A 17,464-nucleotide genomic window follows, 5' to 3' on the forward strand; every position below is an offset into this window, starting at 1 on the left:
CTAAATTCTGAGCTGTCGGCATTTCAAACTTATCAAAAATATTATTCATATGTCCTCATTGATATTTAACTCTATACCTTCCAAACAGACCATAAGTTCGTAGTCTGCTTTCCCCCAACAGATTGCTATTTATTACATATCGTAACCAATATTAGATCTTCAAAATTCGTGTTTTTAGCTATGCTTAGACTATCTTTGATGGAGCAAGTGGATATGATGAAAGTGATGTCGATAGTGGTCTTAACGGCGGTAGGGTATTTTGTCCTTGGCGTTGTGGGTCTGGCTGTTGCTATTTCACCTGGATATTCGACGATTATTTGGCCCGCTTCAGGTTTTGCAGTGGCTGTGTCTATTTTTTTCCCTAAGTACGCGCCGTTTGGAATTTTTATAGGTTCTTTATTAGTAAACGTAGGGGCAACTTGGTTTAATAATCATATTCTTGCTTGGTCTCTTCCTGCTCTGATCGCATTCGGATCAACGCTGCAGTCTTTTGTTGGCGGCTATTTGGTGCGTCGCTTTGTTGGTTTGCCTTTCCATTTTCATCGCACTAGTTTGGTGGTGCGATTCCTTTTTTTAGCGGGCGTTTTATCGACCTTGATCGGTGCGAGTGTGGGTTCCACCGCATTGTTTTCGTTTGGCGTCATTGACCGAGAAGATTTTATTACTAATTGGTTGGTTTGGTGGGGCGGCGATATGATCGGCGTACTCGTTGTGGTGCCTTGGCTAGCGGTGTGCTTCCCCAAATATTTTGGTAATAAATTTGATCATCCACTTCGTCTGCTGGGAGGTCTTTTAACGGTATTAACTATTACGATTGTGCTGTCGTGGGGCAGTAGCTATTCCGAATGGAATAAACAATCGAAAGAATTTCGTTCTAATGCCGAGTTACTCGCTGTGTTACTCAATAATCGAATTAAGAACAGTGTGGATATGTTGCACAGTTTTGTTGGTTTGATAAATGGCAGCGAACAAATTGAAGCTGAGGAGTTTGAACTGTTTGCTGATAGTGTCATGCGAAGAGACGATTCAATTCTTGGGGTGTCGCTAAATTTTGCTGTGGCTGGAAAAGACATTTCTCGTTTTGAGCAGAAGGTTCAAGAAAGTTATCCAGACATTCCTTTTCATGTGAAAGAAAGAAACAGTGAAGGAAAGCTTCAGCCTGTTACTCCCAGAGAACGGCATATTGTTGTCACTTATATTCATCCATTAAAGACGAATCAGGCGGCATTAGGTTACGACGTCTATTCCCAGGCAGATCGCCGCTTTGCTCTAGATAATGCAATTTCACTTGGTGAGTCTTACCCTACATCACCCATTAAGTTGGTGCAGAATGCCAATGGTATTTTACTGTTTTTGCCTTTTTATGATCGACAAACTGATGACTTTTTAGGAGTGGCTACGGCCGTTATTAAACTAGATGTCTTAACGGAAACCATTGTAAAGCAAGGGGTGTTGCCAAATACCGAGCTTTACTTAGTGGATTATTATACTGATGACGCTAAGCCACTTATTGTCACAAAAAGCGAGTCGGCAAATTTGACCGTAGAAGAATTAGCTTCTCGATATTTTAATGGTGAGTTTAATCATGCGGCGAATTTTGTCATTAGTGTGGGTGGCAAAACGTGGCAGTTGTATCAAGTCAGTGACAACTACTTTTTTAAACAGCCTTGGATTGTGAAATTCGTTTTGGCCTGCGGATTTTTGTTTACAGGTTTATTTGGCTGGTTTTTATTGATCGTCAGCAGTCATACCGCAGAAATTGAAAATCGAGTACGGTTAAGAACACGCGATTTACAGCTAGCAAACGAACATTTGAAAGCGTCTGAACTAGAGCAGAGTAAAGCTAAGGAGCAGGCGGAGAATGCTAATCGGGCTAAAAGTGAATTTTTGGCGAATATGAGTCATGAGATTCGTACGCCTTTGAACGGTGTCATTGGCTGTTTAACTTTGTTGATGAATACGAAGCTACAGTCTGATCAGGCTAATTTAGCTAAGGTTTCTCGGCAGAGTGCGGAATCCTTATTGGAAATTATTAATGACATTTTAGATCTGTCTAAGATTGAGATGGGGTCACTTTCATTAGACAAACAAGAATTTGAACTGCGAGCCTTAATTGAAGAAGTGACCAATATCTTTGTTTTGAGGGCGGAAGAAAAAGGCATAGTGCTCAATTCGCCTTCTATGCCGATTCCTAATCTTGTGTTATTTGGCGATCGATTGCGCATCAAGCAGGTTTTGGTCAATTTGATGGGGAATGCAGTGAAATTCACCCAAGAAGGTGAGGTGAAATTAAGACTCTCTATTTATCCTTTAGCGGATGACGATATTGTATTGAATGTGTCGATTGATGATTCTGGTATTGGCATTCCTCAGGCGAGTCAGGTGCATTTATTCCAGCGTTTCAAACAGGCTGACGGTTCGACAACGCGTAAGTTTGGTGGAACTGGCTTAGGGTTGGCAATCAGTAAAGAAATCATCCAAGCCATGGAGGGTGAAATCGGCGTTGAATCAGTAGAAGGTCAGGGCTCGTCTTTTTGGTTCCGAATTCCTCTTACAATGAAGTCGACTTTGGACTCAACTGAATCTGCTAATAAGTCAGTTTTGCAGAATATTAGAGTGACGTTGATTTATGCAAATAAAACAGGTCGTGAGTATGTTGCTGCATTGCTGGATTCCCAAGCCGTCAATTACAATGTTTATGACAGTATTGCCAGTGCTCTCGCTGATAAGGAATGGCTAGGCAATACAATATTACTGGATTCTGATGTGTTAACAATGTCTGCTGAGGTTGATGAGTTAAATGCATTTTGCCAGCAAAACGGCGTTAAACGTGTGTTAGTGCAAGGGCGGTCAAGTATGGATTTTGATAAGGTGCAGTATGATGCGGCTTTAACAAAACCTGTATTTCATCAACCGTTATTAGATGTACTTGAGAAATTAAACTCTTCAATTAAAGGAGATCCTGCAATGGTTGCAAAAGAAGTAGAAAAAACGCCAGATGGTAGGCCTGTTTTCAATGCGAAAGTGTTATTGGCAGAAGATAATCTGACCAATCAAATTGTTGCCCGAGGCTTGTTAAATTTATACGGCGTAGAAGTCGTTGTGGCGGAAAATGGTCAGAAAGCGGTTGAACTAGCTCAATCAACCAAGTTCGATATGATCTTTATGGATTGCCAAATGCCCATCATGGATGGTTATGAGGCTACACGAACTATTCGTCAGTTTACCGATTCGAACACGCCTGCCGATATTCCGATTGTTGCATTGAGCGCTAATGCCATGAAAGGTGATGAAGATGAATGTTTTGCAGCGGGCATGAATGATCATATCGCGAAGCCAATTTCGCAAGATAAGTTGACCGCGATACTGACAAAATGGCTGTCTTAATTAAGATTAAATGCCAAGAATATGGAGTGACTGAAAATGTTGAAATTAAAGGTTTTTGATCATAATGATTACGAGAGCCGCTTAGCTTTTAATCAAGAGCTGATGACATTGGTTGCGAGCGAGTTCATTAAGGAAGCGACTGCGCTGATGGTGATGTTACAGAATCATCTAGAAGCGCAAGATTGGCATCAATTTGAACTTGTCTCCCACCGTTTAAAAGGTGCTGCCTTGGAAGTGTCTGGTTATCGATTATGTGAACTAATCGAGGCAATGAAACTGCATCTCAGTCAATCTAATTCTGATTTATTGGTAAAAAGTGTCCAAGCGCTCGCTGAGGAGCTTGATGCTTTGGCGTTATCACTTCAACAAGAAATTTTATTGTAAGTTTGGTTAAGATCTTTCTGCTTTTTTAGTTGTGCCTCTATTCAAATGACCTTTCATATTGGTCAATTCTCTTATTTTATTACGTTAAAAGTTTCGTTTGAATTATAATTGTATTTCAAATGAAACCTATCTATCATCAAACTGAAATATTTTCTTTCTATAGTCGTTCTTTCTTTTCTAATAAAAACTCATTGTGAGGAACACGGAAATGCATAATTTGAAGTTAGCGTCAGTGGTTGTTGGTCTATCGATTGCGAGTTCAGGCTTCGCTGCTACCGAAATAGAATGGTGGCACGCAATGGGGGGCGCAAATGGCGAAAAAGTAAATGAAATCGCCAAAGCGTTTAATGATTCGCAAGACGCGTATGAAGTGAAACCGGTTTATAAAGGCAATTACACCGAGACAATGACGTCGGCTATCGCCGCGTTTCGAGCTAAACAACAGCCCGCTATTGTTCAAGTCTTTGAAGTCGGCACCGCCAGTATGATGGCCGCTAAAGGTGCGATTTACCCTGTATACAAATTGATGCGTGAATCGGGTCAAGCCTTTGATGAAAGTGCTTATTTGAGTGCTGTAACCGGTTATTACACCAACAGCGAAGGGCAAATGCTTTCCATGCCGTTCAACAGTTCTACGCCAGTCTTGTATTACAACAAAGATTTATTTAAAAAAGCTGGCATTAGCCAAGCACCGAAAACTTGGCAAGAAGTCGAAAGTACAGCGAAAAAATTGCAAGCCTCAGGTGTGTCTTGTGGTTTCACAACAGCTTGGCAATCTTGGGTACAATTAGAAAACCTCAGTGCTCGTCATAACGTACCATTCGCCACATTGGAAAATGGTTTTGGCGGTTTGAAAACTGAGCTGAAATTTAACGGCCCATTGCAAGTAGCGCACATTTCCAAAATGGGTGAATGGCAAAAGAATGGCATTTTTAGCTACTCTGGTCGTACCAACGATGGCGCGGCGAAATTCTATAGCCAAGAATGCGCCATGTTTACCGAATCTTCTGCTGGTTACGCTGGCATAAAACGTAATGCTAAATTTGATTTTGGTGTGGCTGAACTTCCTTACTGGGAAGGCAAGGTGAAACAACCTTCAAATACCATTATCGGTGGTGCCTCTTTGTGGGTGCTACAAGGCCATTCTAAAGAAGAATACAAAGGTGTGGCTTCTTTCTTGAGTTATCTATCTCGAGCGTCTGTGCAAGCCGATTGGCACCAATTTTCTGGTTACTTGCCCATTACCAAAGCGGCCTACGATTTGACCAAAGGGCAAGGTTTCTACGCTGCTAATCCTGGAACTGAAATCGGTGTGATGCAGATGACCACGGGGACGCCAACGGCGAACACCAAAGGTTTACGTTTGGGTAACTTTGTCCAGATTCGCGGCATCATTGATGAAGCGCTAGAGTCCGTTTGGAGTGGTGATGTGGATGCCCAAACAGCGTTAAATACTGCGGTTGAACGTGGTAATGCGCAACTTCGTAAATTTGAAAAAGCGAACGACTAACTACAACTAGTGCCCTTATGTTGAATAAGGGCGCTTTTTTATGCGTTAAATCGGTTTCTTTTTTATTTGTCGTTCTTTTTTTGGATGGTCTGATGACGGTTACTTTTCCCCAAAAAGGCCTGCCTTGGTTATTGCTGTTACCGCAATTATTGATTACAGCGATTTTCTTTCTATGGCCTGCAGAACAAGCGTTAGAACAAGCATTTTTTCAGGAAGATGCTTTTGGTTTGAGCCGAGAATTTGTTGGCTTAGAAAATTTTATAGATCTCTTTACCGACCCTTTATATTACCAGTCTATTTTGACTACCTTGGTGTTCAGTTTTTCTGTTGCCATTGTCGGGATGTCGTTGGCTTTATTATTGGCGGTGATGGCCGATCGCGTTATTCGTGCCAAGCTGGCCTATCAAACCTTATTAATTTGGCCCTATGCGGTCGCGCCTGCTTTGGCGGGTGTTTTATGGTGGATTCTTTTTGACCCCAGCATGGGACCGATTGCCCTGTGGCTTAAGTCTGCTGGTGTGGACTGGAACCATTATTTGAATGGCAACCAAGCCATGATATTGGTGGTGATTGCTTCTACTTGGAAGCAAATCAGTTATAACTTCTTATTCTTTCTTGCCGGTTTGCAAGCGGTGCCTCGTTCGCTCATTGAAGCGGCGGCCATTGATGGTGCAAGTCCCTTCAAGCGCTTTTGGACAATTGTCTTTCCGTTATTATCGCCAACAACGTTTTTCTTGTTAGTGGTGAATTTGGTGTACGCCTTCTTCGAAACCTTCGGGGTGATCGATGCGACCACCAAAGGTGGCCCAGGGCAAAGTACAACTACCTTGGTTTATAAAGTATTTGATGATGGTTTTGTCGGCTTGGATCTGGGGGGATCGGCCGCCCAATCGGTTGTATTGATGGCGATTGTCGGTCTGATGACGGTGATTCAGTTTCGTTTTATTGAGCGTAAGGTGCAGTACTCATGATCGAAAATCGACCTTGGTTAACTTTTGCGAGTCATGCCACGTTAATGATAGGGATTGCTTTGGTGGCGTTGCCTGTTTGGATGGCGCTGGTGGCCTCGACTCATCCCGCTTCGGCCTTTGGTGTCGGGCATATTCCTTTATGGTTTGGCGATGCGGGTGCACAAACTTGGGGAACCGTGTTATTTGAAAAAGCCGGTAACGGCGTGGATACCCCAGTCTGGTTTATGATGCTGAACTCTTTGATCATGGCATTGGGGATTACGTTCGGTAAAATCGCCATTTCTTTGTTGTCGGCTTATGCGATTGTGTTCTTTCGCTTTCCGTTTCGTAACCTGTGTTTCTGGATCATTTTCATGACCTTGATGTTGCCTGTTGAGGTGCGGATTGTGCCGACTTACGAGGTGGTGGCGAATCTGGATCTGCTTAACAGCTACACGGGGCTAACTCTGCCATTGATCGCCAGTGCGACGGCGACTTTTTTGTTTCGTCAGTGCTTCTTGAGTGTTCCTGGAGAATTGGTGGAAGCAGCAAGAATGGATGGCGCTGGGCCTTGGCGTTTCTTTTTTGACATTCTGTTGCCTTTGTCGAGAACCAATATCGCGGCATTGTTTGTGATTTTGTTTATTTATGGTTGGAACCAATATTTATGGCCTTTGTTGATCACTACTGATGACGCGTATTACACCTTGGTGATGAGTATTAAGCGCATGCTGTCGGTGACGGATGGCGATATCGCATGGAACCAAATTATGGCGACCACCTTATTGGCAATGTTGCCGCCCGTTGCCGTGGTCATTGGCATGCAGAAGCTGTTTGTTAAAGGCTTAGTGGATTCGGAGAAGTAGTAATGACGGACGTAATTTTAGAAAAAGTAGGTAAGACTTACCCAAACGGTTATCAAGCCATTCCCAGCGTGGATTTATCCATTGAAGAGGGCGAATTTATTGTTCTAGTTGGGCCGTCTGGTTGTGGTAAATCGACTTTGTTGCGCATGGTTGCAGGGCTGGAAAGCATCTCCACTGGTGAGCTACGCATTCGTGGTGAGCGTATGAATGATAAAGAGCCTGCCGAGCGTGATATTGCTATGGTGTTTCAGAATTATGCCTTGTATCCGCATATGTCTGTGTACGACAACATGGCTTATGGCTTGAAAAATCGCGGTATGCCAAAGGACCAGATTGCAGAGAAAGTCAGTGATGTAGCGCAAATGCTGGGCTTAACTGAACTGCTACAGCGTAAGCCGCGGCAGTTATCCGGCGGGCAGCGTCAGCGAGTTGCCATGGGACGTGCTATGGTGCGTGACCCCAAGGTATTTTTGTTTGATGAACCTTTGTCGAATTTAGACGCAAAATTGCGTGTGCAGATGCGTGTTGAGATTCGTCAGTTACAGCGCAAGTTAGGCACGACGACCTTGTATGTTACCCATGATCAGGTGGAAGCCATGACGTTGGCGGATCGTTTGGTGGTATTGAATAAAGGTAAGGCCGAGCAAATCGGTACGCCAATGGATTTATACAATAAACCTGCTACGCCATTTGTGGCGGCGTTTATTGGTTCTCCATCAATGAACTTGATCAATGCCAATCTGACGGAGCAGGGCGTTAAGATCTCTGAGACACTGACTTTGCCTCACACTCATCAGCATCGAGGTGCTATTGTCTGGGGGATTCGTCCAGAGCATTTAGAAGTGTGTGAAGAGCAAAATGCCGATTTCGCTTTGCGTATTCAAGCGGTAGAATCCCTAGGAGCAGAGACGCTCATTCACGGTAAAATAGAGACGGAGTCTGGCCAAGGTGAGCCTTTGGTGGTGCGTTTGTCAGGCCCTCATTTACCCGATGTGAATAGCCTTATGTGGTTAACGGCACCTGTGTCTCAGTGGCATTTATTTGACGCAAATACTCAACAACGATTGTGAGGTCGATATGGAAAACGACAGCGTGGCAACCGGTTATATCGTGAAAGACAAAGTCCTTGATACCAAGGTAATGGGGCATCGTGGTGCGGCATTGTTAGCGCCTGAAAATACACTCGCTTCTATCCGTGCCGCTGCCGAAGTGGGGGCGACCTGGGTTGAAATTGATGTGTATTTAATTGCCGAAGGCGGGTTGGTCATTTTTCATGATGACACGCTGGACCGCTGTACTAATGGGGCGGGGCTGACTCGTGACGCTCATCCTATCGAGGTTGCGCAACTGGACGCTGGCTCTTGGTTCTCAGAGGCGTTCGCGGGAGAAAAAGTCCCCACTTTGTTGGACGCACTGGAATGTATTCAATCGTTAAACTTGGGGTTGAACCTTGAGATTAAACACGACGGTGTGGATGTGGAAAACATTGTTCCTGCGGTCATGGCAATGCTGCGCGACCACTGGCAAGACAATAATATGCTCATGATTTCCAGTTTCAATTTCGCTGCGTTAGAGCTGTGTTATGAGATAGATCCACAACGCCATCTTGCGCCTTTGTATGAAGATATTCCAGATAATTGGCAAGAGCAGCTTGCTGCTATTAAAGCGTACAGTTTGAATTGTGATTACTCACGCTTGAGCGAAAGCCAAGCGCGGGCGGTAAAAGCCGCAGGTTACAAGTTGTTATGTTATACCGCTAATGATCCTGAAAAAGTGGCTGCGCATTGGGACTGGGGAATGGATGCCGTGATTACCGACGACCCAACCAAGTTTGCTTTTTTATCGGCTTAGCTTTTTTTAATTATTTTATTAGGGTTGTTTTGTGGGTTTGAATGAGCGACAAAACCAGATACTAAACTGGGTACAACAAGAAGACGTGTTATTGGTGGAAGACATGGTGGCGCGTTTTAATGTGTCATCACAAACCATTCGTAAAGACATTAATCAGTTGGCCGAGCGACACCTTGTTCGTCGTACTCATGGAGGAATTGCTCCCGTTTCCAGTACGGAAAATTTGCCTTTTGACCATCGTCAGTTTTTAAACAGCGATGCCAAGGAGGCAATTGCGGCTAAGGTTGCTCAAACTATTCCAAGTGGTGCCTCCGTGTTTTTAGGTATTGGTACCACAGTGGAGTATGTTGCCAAAGCACTGGTGTTTCATCGTGATTTACAGGTGTTCACTAACAATCTAACCGTGGCGACCATTTTAGGTAATTATCCAGAGGTACGCGTACGTGTGTTGGCTGGAAAATTGCGTCATCAACATCATGACTTAGTGGGTGAAGACACTTTATCAGGGTTGCGCCAGTATTATTTTGATTATGGTGTTTTAGGTTGTGGTGGCATGGATGAAAAGCAGGGTATATTGGATTTTGACCCTGAAGAAGCGGCGGTGAGTCGTGTTTTGATCGAACAAAGTCGCTACAGCTTGCTGGTGGCGGATCAGCATAAATGGGGGCGAAAAGCCATGGCACGAGTGCAGCCTTTTCCTACGATAGATTGGCTATTTACCGATAGTCTAAGCGCGTCGCAAACACAGCTGCTTGCTTCTCATGGTGTTCAAATTCAACTCTGTTCTTAGGACGACTATGTCGATTTCTGCTTTACCTCTTTCTGCTTTGAAACACACTGATTGCCAAGGTGTGCGTTTTATTTTGACGGACTTCGATGACACGCTGACATGGGAAGGGCGATTACCGGTAGAAACATTACAGGCTCTAGTGCAACTGGAGGCCGATGGGATCAAGGTGATTCCGGTCACTGGCGGCTGTGCAGGCTGGTCAGACATGATGGCCAGAACACTGCCCGTGGATGGCGTGATCACCGAAGGAGGAGCCTGCTTTATTCGCAGAATGGCAGATCGTCATCTGACGTATTCTTTTTGGCGAGATGAATCGGAAATGCGTGCAGAACAGGCGAGAATATTGACTCAGGTTAATCCAGTATTAATACAATTCCCGCGTTTACGTTTAGCGAGAGATCAGGCTTATCGTCTAACGGATGTCGCGATAGATTATGCACAAGATGTAAAACCGGCAGCGGTTGCGGATAAAGACGCTTGTTTGGCGGCTCTGAGTAAAATGGGGCTGAATGCCAAAGCGAGTTCGATACACATTAATGTGTGTTCTGAAGGTTACGATAAGTTTTCCATGGCCCAGCGTGTGTTAAGTGAGGTGTATGGATTGAGTGAGGCGCAGCAACAAAAGCAAGTGTTGTATGTTGGTGATGCGCCTAATGATGAGAGTATGTTTGCACGTTTTCCATTGAGTGTCGGTGTGGCGAATATCGCTCAGCATTTGCAAAATATGCAGCACCGCCCTAGATATCAGACGATGCAGCCGGGTGGTTTGGGTTTTGCTGAGCTGACTGGGGTGATTCTTTCCTCAAGACAATCGTAGGCCGTGGTTTGACCGCTTACTTCTGTCTATTGCCTTTCATTTTTTCGAAAAGAGACGCCACGCCCACCGCAGCACAGCCGAGAATGAAGCCAACGGAAAAGCTGATTCCTGTATTGATCAAGCTTGTCATAAGCGGCAGTTGAGCTATGTCACCAGAGACCGCTATATCCGCGACGTGGTGTAAAGCGGGTAAACCATGCACAAAAATACCACCGCCAACCAAAAACATCGCAATGGTGCCGACAATGGTTAACAGTCTAATCAGTATTGGGGCACCTCTTAAGATGAAACGCCCAAGCTGTTTAATCAGTGTGGTTTTGGATTGAGTTAGGTACAAGCCAATATCATCAAGTCGTACGATTAAACCCACTAAGAAATACACGCCGACGGTCACAAGAAAAGCGATTAAGCTGACAACGATGGCTTGGGTTAATAAGGTTTGTCCGGTTACCGTGCCAAGGGCAATAACAATAATCTCAGCAGATAAGACGAAGTCGGTCCGAATGGCACCTTTTACTTTTCTTTTTTCTAGCGCAACGAGCTCTTTGGCTGATGTGGCTTGTTTGACGTTCTTGCGTAACGCTTCTTTTTCTTCGTGATTATCGCTAAAAGCGTGAAGAACTTTTTCGGCCCCTTCGAAACATAAATACAACCCCCCGGCCATTAGGAGAGGTTGAATCAGCCAAGGTATAAAAGCGCTGATGGCGAGAGCAAGGGGCACTAGGATCAATTTATTGATAAAAGAGCCTTTTGCTACGGCCCAGACCACGGGTAACTCTCGATCTGCTTTTACACCAGACACTTGCTCTGCGTTCAAAGCAAGGTCATCTCCCAGTACGCCAGCGGTTTTTTTGGCGGCTATTTTAGAAAAAACGGCAACATCGTCTAATAGTGTGGTGATGTCATCCAGAAGTGCTAATAAACCTGTCATTGCCATGATCGATTTCCCTAAAAGATAATTTCTTATTATTCGCAGTCGCCTAATCGCTTGGATATTGTCTCTGCGGCTTGTTTGACTTGTATTTTCATCTCTTCATAAACGTCGTCGGCAGTACGAAAAGCAGGGGCTGTAACGCTGATGGCGGCCACGGCTTCATGTCGTGAGTTAAAGATGGGTGCCGCGACACATTTTATACCCAGTTCATGTTCTTCTAAATCGAGCGAAATGCCCGTTTCTCGAATAAGCTCAAGGTCGGCTTTGAGCGCTTCGGCTGTGTCTAATGTATGTTCGGTATGGCGAAAAAATGATTGCGCTTCGATAATGGGCTGCTGCTTTTCTTGCGGTAGAAAGGCCAGTATGGCTTTGCCCACACCAGTGCAATAAACGGGACCTTTTTTGCCAACGGCGGAATACAAACGCAGGCTTTTTGGACTTTCTAGCTTGTCGATATAAATAACGTCGGCGCCATCTAAAACAGCAAGGTGAATGGTTTCCTGGGTGCTTGACCATAAATCTCGCATTGGCGTCGCGGCCACATCACGGATGTCTAAATTGGCCCAAGTGCGGTGAGCAAGAGCGAGTAAACCATAACCTGGATAATAGGCTTGTTTGTGTTCATCAAAGCGAACTAAGCCATGTTCCAGTAAGGTGTTGAGTTGTCGATGAGCGGTGGCTTTAGGCAGTTCAGACAGCTCAACTAGCTCCGCAAAACGTAATGGCACAGGAGAGGTGCAAACGTGATTCAGCATATTTAACGCTTTGCTAAGGGATGACCCCGAGGTTTTGGTTTCCATGGCGTTTCCTATTCGTAATACGTGCTATTGTTGAGAGTGCTTTTTTAAGCCGCATTTTAGCATTTGCGTTGTAGGGAAGATAATATCCCTTTGTTTAAATGTATTGTCACAACGCTTTATTTTTTGATTTGTTACTATAGCTGTATTGTTGTCTTAGTTTACCCTTGATGAGGATTTGTATGACAAGCTCTATGCGTATTTGGCGTCGCATGATTATGCCTGATCTCGTCCGTGTTCATCGCTATCAGAGCTTGCCAGAGCAAGGCCCGAAAGTGTTGTTTTTTAGTGGCGGCTCTGCGCTGAATAAAATAAGTCGAGTGTTTAAAGAGTACACACATCACTCTGTACATCTAGTGACGCCTTTTGATTCCGGTGGCAGTTCGGCACGCTTGCGTGCTGAATTTGATATTCCAGCTGTAGGAGACCTGCGTAGTCGCTTGATGGCTTTAGCGGATGAAACCGTGATGGGGCAGCCTGAAGTTTATGAATTGTTTACGCATCGACTTCCTCAACAAGCGGAGGCGTTAGAACTAAAAGAGCAGTTACAGTTATTGGTTTTGGGCGAACATCCGCTTATTGAAAGTATTCCTAATCCCATGAAAGCGTTGATTCAGACCCAACTGGCGGTGACTCAAGAGCGTATTCATGATGAGTTTGATTTGCGCGGCGCTAGTATTGGTAATCTGATTATGGCTGGTGGTTATCTAAATAATCAGCAGCAGCTAGATCCCATTGTGTTTTTATTCTCGCGATTAGTTAAAGCGTTAGGGGAAGTGAAAACCACTTTAGACGCTAGCCTGCATTTAGGTGTAGAGCTTGATAACGGCGATACGGTTCTAGGTCAACATTTGATTACAGGTAAAGAAACCGATGCCTTGGCAAGCCCTATTAAGCGTATGTGGCTTAATAAGGGACTGAGTAAGATCATACCGACCAATTGCCATATTGCAGATGATCGTAAAGACGCCATAGAAACAGCAGATTTAATTTGTTATCCACCTGGTAGTTTTTACAGCAGCTTATTGGCCAATCTTTTACCAGAGGGAGTTGGGCGGTCAATTTGTCAAAACCCTAATCCTAAAGTGTATTTACCAAACTTAGGGGTTGACCCTGAGCAACTAGGTTTATCGTTAATGGAGCAAGTAAAACGTTTAGTTTCTAAAGTAATGGCCGATACTGATGGTACTCAACCATTTTCAGCGTTAGATTATTTGTTGCTCGATGATTCATACAATTATGGTGAGCTGGACCGCGAGCTTTTGGGGCGTTTAAATGTTGCTGTCATTAGAACTCCCTTGATTGGCGATAAACCATACAAATATGATGAGCACCTTGTTGCTAGAGCCTTGCTATCGTTTGTTTGAATTTACAGCGATAAGGTAGCAAAAAACTTTGTGCTACCTTTAAATTGGGTATGAAGAAACATAGCTAAGATTAATTCTGGTTACGTGACGTAACATTTTTGTATTTTTAAAAACAATGTCTTAAGTGTCATAGTATATGGCATGTGGCACTGATCAAAAAGAGAGTGGTAATGAGTACAAGAGTACTGATTTGTGATGATTCAACGATTGCTCGTAAGCAACTGGCTAGAATCTTACCGACTGACTGGGATGTGGAAGTTGAGTTTGCTGAAGATGGCCAAGAAGCTTTAGATATTTTGTCTTCTTCGACGTTCGACATTTTATTCTTAGATTTGAATATGCCGGTAAAAGATGGTTATGAAACTCTTGAAGCTTTGCAAAATTTTGATCAGTCTCCCGACGTTATTGTTGTATCTGGCGATGTTCAACCAAAGGCTATTCAACGTGTAAAAGAGATGGGGGCTGTTGCTTTTCATAAAAAGCCCGCATCTGCCGAAGAGTTACGTAGCTTACTGATTTCTTTGAATCTCTTTTCGGCGGGAGAAGATGAAGAACAGCAAAAAATGGTTGTCGAGCAACCTACTGCAGCAGAGCAATTTACCTTCAATGATTGCTTGCAAGAAGTATCGAACATAGCCATGGGGCGTGCCGCAAGTGTATTAGCTGAGATGCTGAATGTGTTTGTTAAATTGCCAGTGCCAAGAGTGAATGTCTTGGAAGTGGGCGAATTGCAAATGGCTTTAGAGTACAGTGTTAAAGAAGACAGTTGTTCCGCCGTGTCTCAAGGTTTTGTCGGTTCCGGAGTTGCTTTTGAAACCTTGTTGATTTTTAGTGATTCCAGTTTTCCTGACATGGCCAAATTGCTTAATGTGACGGAAGAAATTGATGGTATCGTAGAAGTTGAACTTTTAATGGATGTGTCTTCTGTGTTAGTCGGACCATTTATTGATGCGTTTGGCAAACAATTGAATATCGACTTTAGTCATAGTCACCCCGTCCTTTTGGCACAACATGCCAAAGTCTCTGATTTGGTCAATGCCAAAAAGGCCAAATGGAAGCGCACACTATCCGTTGAAATTGTTTATGAAGTGGAAAACTATCAAATCAGTTGTGATTTGATGATGTTGTTTACAGAAGACTCTGTATCCATGCTAGAGAACTTGCTGTCCTATTTGGTTGAGGAAGAATAGATAAATGAGCAGTAACGCAGAAGATATGATGGAACTGCACTGGCTATTCGATATGCTTCAACATATCGATGTAGGCTTAGTAGTACTTAACGAGAAATATGAAATTAAACTGTGGAATAGTTTTATGGAAAACCACAGTGGTGTCAGTTCTTCTATTGCTAAAGAACAGTCTCTTTTTAGCGTTTTTCCCGATATCAACAGCAACTGGCTAGAGCGAAAGTTAGATAATGTAATTGCTCTACGAACGTCGATTTTTATTTCTTGGGAGCAGCGGCCGCATCTTTTTCCTTTTAAGGGATATCGCCCAATTACTGGGATGGCTGATAAAATGTTTCAGAATGTCGCCTTACGTCCCATTACCAATGCTGATGGTTCGGTAAAGTATGTTTGTATGGTGATTTATGATGTAACAGATGTCGCTACTAACAAAGAATCTTTATCCAATGCCAATAGCAAGTTGGATTTTCTTAGTAAAATGGACTCATTGACGCATTTACCTAATCGCGGCAGTGTGGATAAAAAACTGACAAGTGCATTTGAGCAATTTACACGTGATGGCGGCTCTTATTCTTTGGTGATGGCGGATATTGATTACTTTAAAAAAGTAAATGATCAGTATGGCCATCCGGTTGGTGATTTGGTTTTGCAAGAGGTATCTAAAGTACTTTCATTAAGTATTCGCAAAACAGATTTTGTCGGGCGGTATGGCGGTGAGGAGTTTATTATTTTCTTACCTAATACGGATGCTGCTGGGGCGCTATTTTTCTGTGAGTCGGTGCGAAAGAAAGTCGCCGATTTGAAAATTAAAACAGCCAGTGTAGAAATCTCAGTTACTATGAGTTTCGGTATTGCTGAAGTTCATAGCCAATGTAAAAGCGCATGCAATTGGCTTAAAGTAGCCGATGAGGCTTTATATAAAGCCAAAGAAAATGGCAGAAACCAGTCTGTTGTCGCTTCTAAAAGTTAGCATCATATCGTTCTTTAATTCGCCGGTAAGAACAATGCGGCTAAGTTATCTTCTGTCTTATCACCCTGTAGGCATAACCCTTCAGGGTCGATAAGAACTCGTCCTTTCATTGCTTCACGTCCTAATAGCATTCTATAACCCATACTATCTCGGTTAGTCAGTGTAACTTCGACTTCCCATGTTTTCTCGCCAAGAGACAGCGGCACGCGAATAACAGGTCGACTTTCTTTGTCGCCACTTGAGCTTTTTATAATACGCTGGTCTATCAGTTGCGCTTCGCAATTCACGGTTACTTTACGATTTTTTTGGAGAGGATGAACTTCAAAACGCACCCAATGTTCATCATCGCGAGAAAAACGTACAATATTAATGGCGTGTATTGAAGATGTTTTGGCTCCAGAGTCCACTCTGGCTTTGATAGCGGGAATATTGAGAGATGGAAAGGCACACCATTCATCACTACCAATGATCATTTTGGCTTCGTTTTTCTGATTCATAAACAATATGACACCTTTTATATAAAAAAACGGAATGCGCTATTTGTGGTGAAAACCTGCTTTCCGATAGAGGTGATTTATAGCCTAAAAATACGTCTAGGTTAAGCCTTTATTGATGCATAGCAAGGTTAACTGCTTTCCTGAATTGTCAGTATTAATTTCAGCTATTGTAATCATCTTATGTGAAGTTAATATGAGCGTACAAAAATACTTTATTGGAGTTGTAGATGAATGGCCGATTGATGCAAGAGTTGGAAGAGTTGGGTGGTGAAATACGCCCAGCAAGCTTAAGAAAGTGCGATGAGATCATTATCGAGCAACCGGGCTTTAGTGCAGTGATTGCACTTTGGGGCGGACATTTGGAAAGCTTTATTCCTTCTGGTCAAGAGGATTTGTTATTTCAGTCTACAAACCAAGGTGGAGAAGGGCGTTTTGGACGTCGTCATTTTGGTGTACCTGTATGTTGGCCTTGGTTTGGCGCACATGAAATGCATGCAGACTTTCCTGCACATGGTTTGGCGCGTTATTTTCGATGGGAGTTGATTGAAGCAGGACGTTTTAAAAATGGTGATGTAAAAATAGTCATCCGTCTCGCTTCTGAAGATCATCCTTTGATTGAAGAAATGTGGTCATTTGCCTTTGAATTACGCCAAGTTTTTCGTTTCTCAAATAAAGGCTTTCGTGTGAACTTTTCGGCAGCAAACCTATCTGAAAAAGCGATGCCAATTAGCGAAGCGCTTCACACTTATTTTAATGTATCGGACAATCGATTGGCTGAGATTCATGGGTTGGATCAGGTCAGTTATGTGGATAAGTTCGATAATGGCAATCGTCAGTTGCAGCAAGGTGTAGTGACTCCTTGTGAGTTAATGGATAGAGTGTATACATCAGCTCCAGAAAAATGTGAAATACGAGATGTCGGGTTAAACAGACGTTTAGTGATTAGCACAGAAGGTAGCAATAGCACTGTATTATGGAATCCAGGTGCGGAACTGGCAAAGCAACGTACTGATATGGAAGACGAGGACTATCGACGTTTTGTTTGTGTTGAAGCGGCTAATGCGCTTAGTGATGCTTACAATATTCCACCAGGTGAAATCCATCAGCTTAAATTAAAAGTGAAATGTAAGTCTCTAGTGGATGAATAATCAAACAGA

16 protein-coding genes are annotated in these 17,464 nt (G+C 43.4%); 13 read left to right on the plus strand and 3 right to left on the minus strand.

What is annotated here, in order from left to right; all coding sequences use genetic code 11:
* The first annotated feature begins 180 nt into the window (after window positions 1-180).
* The 9 genes from C0J08_RS02425 to C0J08_RS02465 all read left to right on the plus strand — a co-directional run bounded on the left by C0J08_RS02425 (window position 181) and on the right by C0J08_RS02465 (window position 10,555).
* On the plus strand, window positions 181-3,387 hold the full coding sequence (locus C0J08_RS02425) for an ATP-binding protein (RefSeq protein ID WP_249344479.1): 3,207 nt from the start codon (window positions 181-183) through the stop codon (window positions 3,385-3,387).
* 36 nt (window positions 3,388-3,423) lie between these two features.
* Window positions 3,424-3,771: an Hpt domain-containing protein gene (locus C0J08_RS02430; protein ID WP_212654551.1), complete on the plus strand. Its 348-nt coding sequence runs from the start codon at window positions 3,424-3,426 to the stop codon at window positions 3,769-3,771.
* A gap of 208 nt (window positions 3,772-3,979) precedes the next feature.
* Window positions 3,980-5,281, plus strand: coding sequence for a sn-glycerol-3-phosphate ABC transporter substrate-binding protein UgpB (ugpB, locus tag C0J08_RS02435; RefSeq protein WP_212654552.1), 1,302 nt, complete (start codon window positions 3,980-3,982; stop codon window positions 5,279-5,281).
* 92 nt (window positions 5,282-5,373) lie between these two features.
* The gene (gene ugpA / locus C0J08_RS02440; RefSeq protein ID WP_212654553.1) at window positions 5,374-6,252 is read left to right on the plus strand and encodes a sn-glycerol-3-phosphate ABC transporter permease UgpA; all 879 of its coding nucleotides are present in this window, start codon (window positions 5,374-5,376) and stop codon (window positions 6,250-6,252) included.
* Window positions 6,249-7,097, plus strand: a complete 849-nt coding sequence (gene ugpE / locus C0J08_RS02445; RefSeq protein WP_212654554.1) for a sn-glycerol-3-phosphate ABC transporter permease UgpE — start codon at window positions 6,249-6,251, stop codon at window positions 7,095-7,097. Before ugpA ends, ugpE begins: the two co-directional genes overlap by 4 nt.
* Window positions 7,098-7,099: 2 nt before the next feature.
* Complete coding sequence (locus tag C0J08_RS02450; RefSeq protein ID WP_212654555.1) at window positions 7,100-8,167, plus strand: sn-glycerol-3-phosphate import ATP-binding protein UgpC; 1,068 nt, start codon at window positions 7,100-7,102, stop codon at window positions 8,165-8,167.
* A 7-nt stretch (window positions 8,168-8,174) separates the two neighbouring features.
* Complete coding sequence (locus C0J08_RS02455; protein WP_212654556.1) at window positions 8,175-8,948, plus strand: glycerophosphoryl diester phosphodiesterase; 774 nt, start codon at window positions 8,175-8,177, stop codon at window positions 8,946-8,948.
* A gap of 31 nt (window positions 8,949-8,979) precedes the next feature.
* Window positions 8,980-9,738, plus strand: a complete 759-nt coding sequence (locus C0J08_RS02460) for a DeoR/GlpR family DNA-binding transcription regulator (RefSeq protein ID WP_212654557.1) — start codon at window positions 8,980-8,982, stop codon at window positions 9,736-9,738.
* A gap of 7 nt (window positions 9,739-9,745) precedes the next feature.
* Entirely contained in the window at window positions 9,746-10,555 is an 810-nt protein-coding gene (locus C0J08_RS02465; protein ID WP_212654558.1) for an HAD family hydrolase, read from the plus strand.
* A 16-nt stretch (window positions 10,556-10,571) separates the two neighbouring features.
* Here the strand turns inward: C0J08_RS02465 and C0J08_RS02470 are convergent, their stop codons facing one another.
* The gene (locus C0J08_RS02470; protein WP_212654559.1) at window positions 10,572-11,492 is read right to left on the minus strand and encodes a DUF808 domain-containing protein; all 921 of its coding nucleotides are present in this window, start codon (window positions 11,490-11,492) and stop codon (window positions 10,572-10,574) included.
* A gap of 29 nt (window positions 11,493-11,521) precedes the next feature.
* A complete protein-coding gene (locus C0J08_RS02475; protein WP_212654560.1) occupies window positions 11,522-12,289 on the minus strand; it encodes an IclR family transcriptional regulator in 768 nt (255 codons plus the stop codon).
* Window positions 12,290-12,468: 179 nt separating this feature from the next.
* On the opposite strand from C0J08_RS02475, the gene C0J08_RS02480 reads away from it, so the two are divergent.
* The 3 genes from C0J08_RS02480 (at window position 12,469) to C0J08_RS02490 (ending at window position 15,810) form a co-directional block, all read left to right on the plus strand.
* Window positions 12,469-13,653, plus strand: coding sequence for a GAK system CofD-like protein (locus C0J08_RS02480; RefSeq protein WP_212654561.1), 1,185 nt, complete (start codon window positions 12,469-12,471; stop codon window positions 13,651-13,653).
* Window positions 13,654-13,823: 170 nt separating this feature from the next.
* Entirely contained in the window at window positions 13,824-14,843 is a 1,020-nt protein-coding gene (locus C0J08_RS02485) for a response regulator (protein ID WP_212654562.1), read from the plus strand.
* A 4-nt stretch (window positions 14,844-14,847) separates the two neighbouring features.
* Complete coding sequence (locus C0J08_RS02490) at window positions 14,848-15,810, plus strand: GGDEF domain-containing protein (RefSeq protein ID WP_212654563.1); 963 nt, start codon at window positions 14,848-14,850, stop codon at window positions 15,808-15,810.
* Between the two features lie 14 nt (window positions 15,811-15,824).
* Here the strand turns inward: C0J08_RS02490 and C0J08_RS02495 are convergent, their stop codons facing one another.
* Window positions 15,825-16,307 carry an ATP-dependent zinc protease family protein gene (locus C0J08_RS02495; RefSeq protein WP_212654564.1) on the minus strand — a complete coding sequence of 161 codons (483 nt, stop codon included), beginning with the start codon at window positions 16,305-16,307 and terminating at the stop codon, window positions 15,825-15,827.
* A gap of 227 nt (window positions 16,308-16,534) precedes the next feature.
* On the opposite strand from C0J08_RS02495, the gene C0J08_RS02500 reads away from it, so the two are divergent.
* Window positions 16,535-17,455, plus strand: a complete 921-nt coding sequence (locus tag C0J08_RS02500; RefSeq protein WP_212654565.1) for a D-hexose-6-phosphate mutarotase — start codon at window positions 16,535-16,537, stop codon at window positions 17,453-17,455.
* Window positions 17,456-17,464 lie beyond the last annotated feature (9 nt).

This window comes from Marinomonas sp. CT5 (assembly GCF_018336975.1).
Taxonomy (GTDB): Bacteria; Pseudomonadota; Gammaproteobacteria; order Pseudomonadales; family Marinomonadaceae; genus Marinomonas.

Bases quoted from the DNA above. Each gene is read 5' to 3' on its own strand.
- ugpA (WP_212654553.1), top strand. From the start codon at position 5,374: ATGACGGTTACTTTTCCCCAAAAAGGCCTGCCTTGGTTATTGCTGTTA.
- C0J08_RS02500 (WP_212654565.1), top strand. From the start codon at position 16,535: ATGAATGGCCGATTGATGCAAGAGTTGGAAGAGTTGGGTGGTGAAATA.
- ugpB (WP_212654552.1), top strand. From the start codon at position 3,980: ATGCATAATTTGAAGTTAGCGTCAGTGGTTGTTGGTCTATCGATTGCG.
- C0J08_RS02455 (WP_212654556.1), top strand. From the start codon at position 8,175: ATGGAAAACGACAGCGTGGCAACCGGTTATATCGTGAAAGACAAAGTC.
- C0J08_RS02485 (WP_212654562.1), top strand. From the start codon at position 13,824: ATGAGTACAAGAGTACTGATTTGTGATGATTCAACGATTGCTCGTAAG.
- C0J08_RS02450 (WP_212654555.1), top strand. From the start codon at position 7,100: ATGACGGACGTAATTTTAGAAAAAGTAGGTAAGACTTACCCAAACGGT.
- C0J08_RS02425 (WP_249344479.1), top strand. From the start codon at position 181: ATGCTTAGACTATCTTTGATGGAGCAAGTGGATATGATGAAAGTGATG.
- C0J08_RS02495 (WP_212654564.1), bottom strand. From the start codon at position 16,307: ATGAATCAGAAAAACGAAGCCAAAATGATCATTGGTAGTGATGAATGG.
- ugpE (WP_212654554.1), top strand. From the start codon at position 6,249: ATGATCGAAAATCGACCTTGGTTAACTTTTGCGAGTCATGCCACGTTA.
- C0J08_RS02475 (WP_212654560.1), bottom strand. From the start codon at position 12,289: ATGGAAACCAAAACCTCGGGGTCATCCCTTAGCAAAGCGTTAAATATG.
- C0J08_RS02430 (WP_212654551.1), top strand. From the start codon at position 3,424: ATGTTGAAATTAAAGGTTTTTGATCATAATGATTACGAGAGCCGCTTA.
- C0J08_RS02470 (WP_212654559.1), bottom strand. From the start codon at position 11,492: ATGGCAATGACAGGTTTATTAGCACTTCTGGATGACATCACCACACTA.
- C0J08_RS02465 (WP_212654558.1), top strand. From the start codon at position 9,746: ATGTCGATTTCTGCTTTACCTCTTTCTGCTTTGAAACACACTGATTGC.
- C0J08_RS02490 (WP_212654563.1), top strand. From the start codon at position 14,848: ATGAGCAGTAACGCAGAAGATATGATGGAACTGCACTGGCTATTCGAT.
- C0J08_RS02480 (WP_212654561.1), top strand. From the start codon at position 12,469: ATGACAAGCTCTATGCGTATTTGGCGTCGCATGATTATGCCTGATCTC.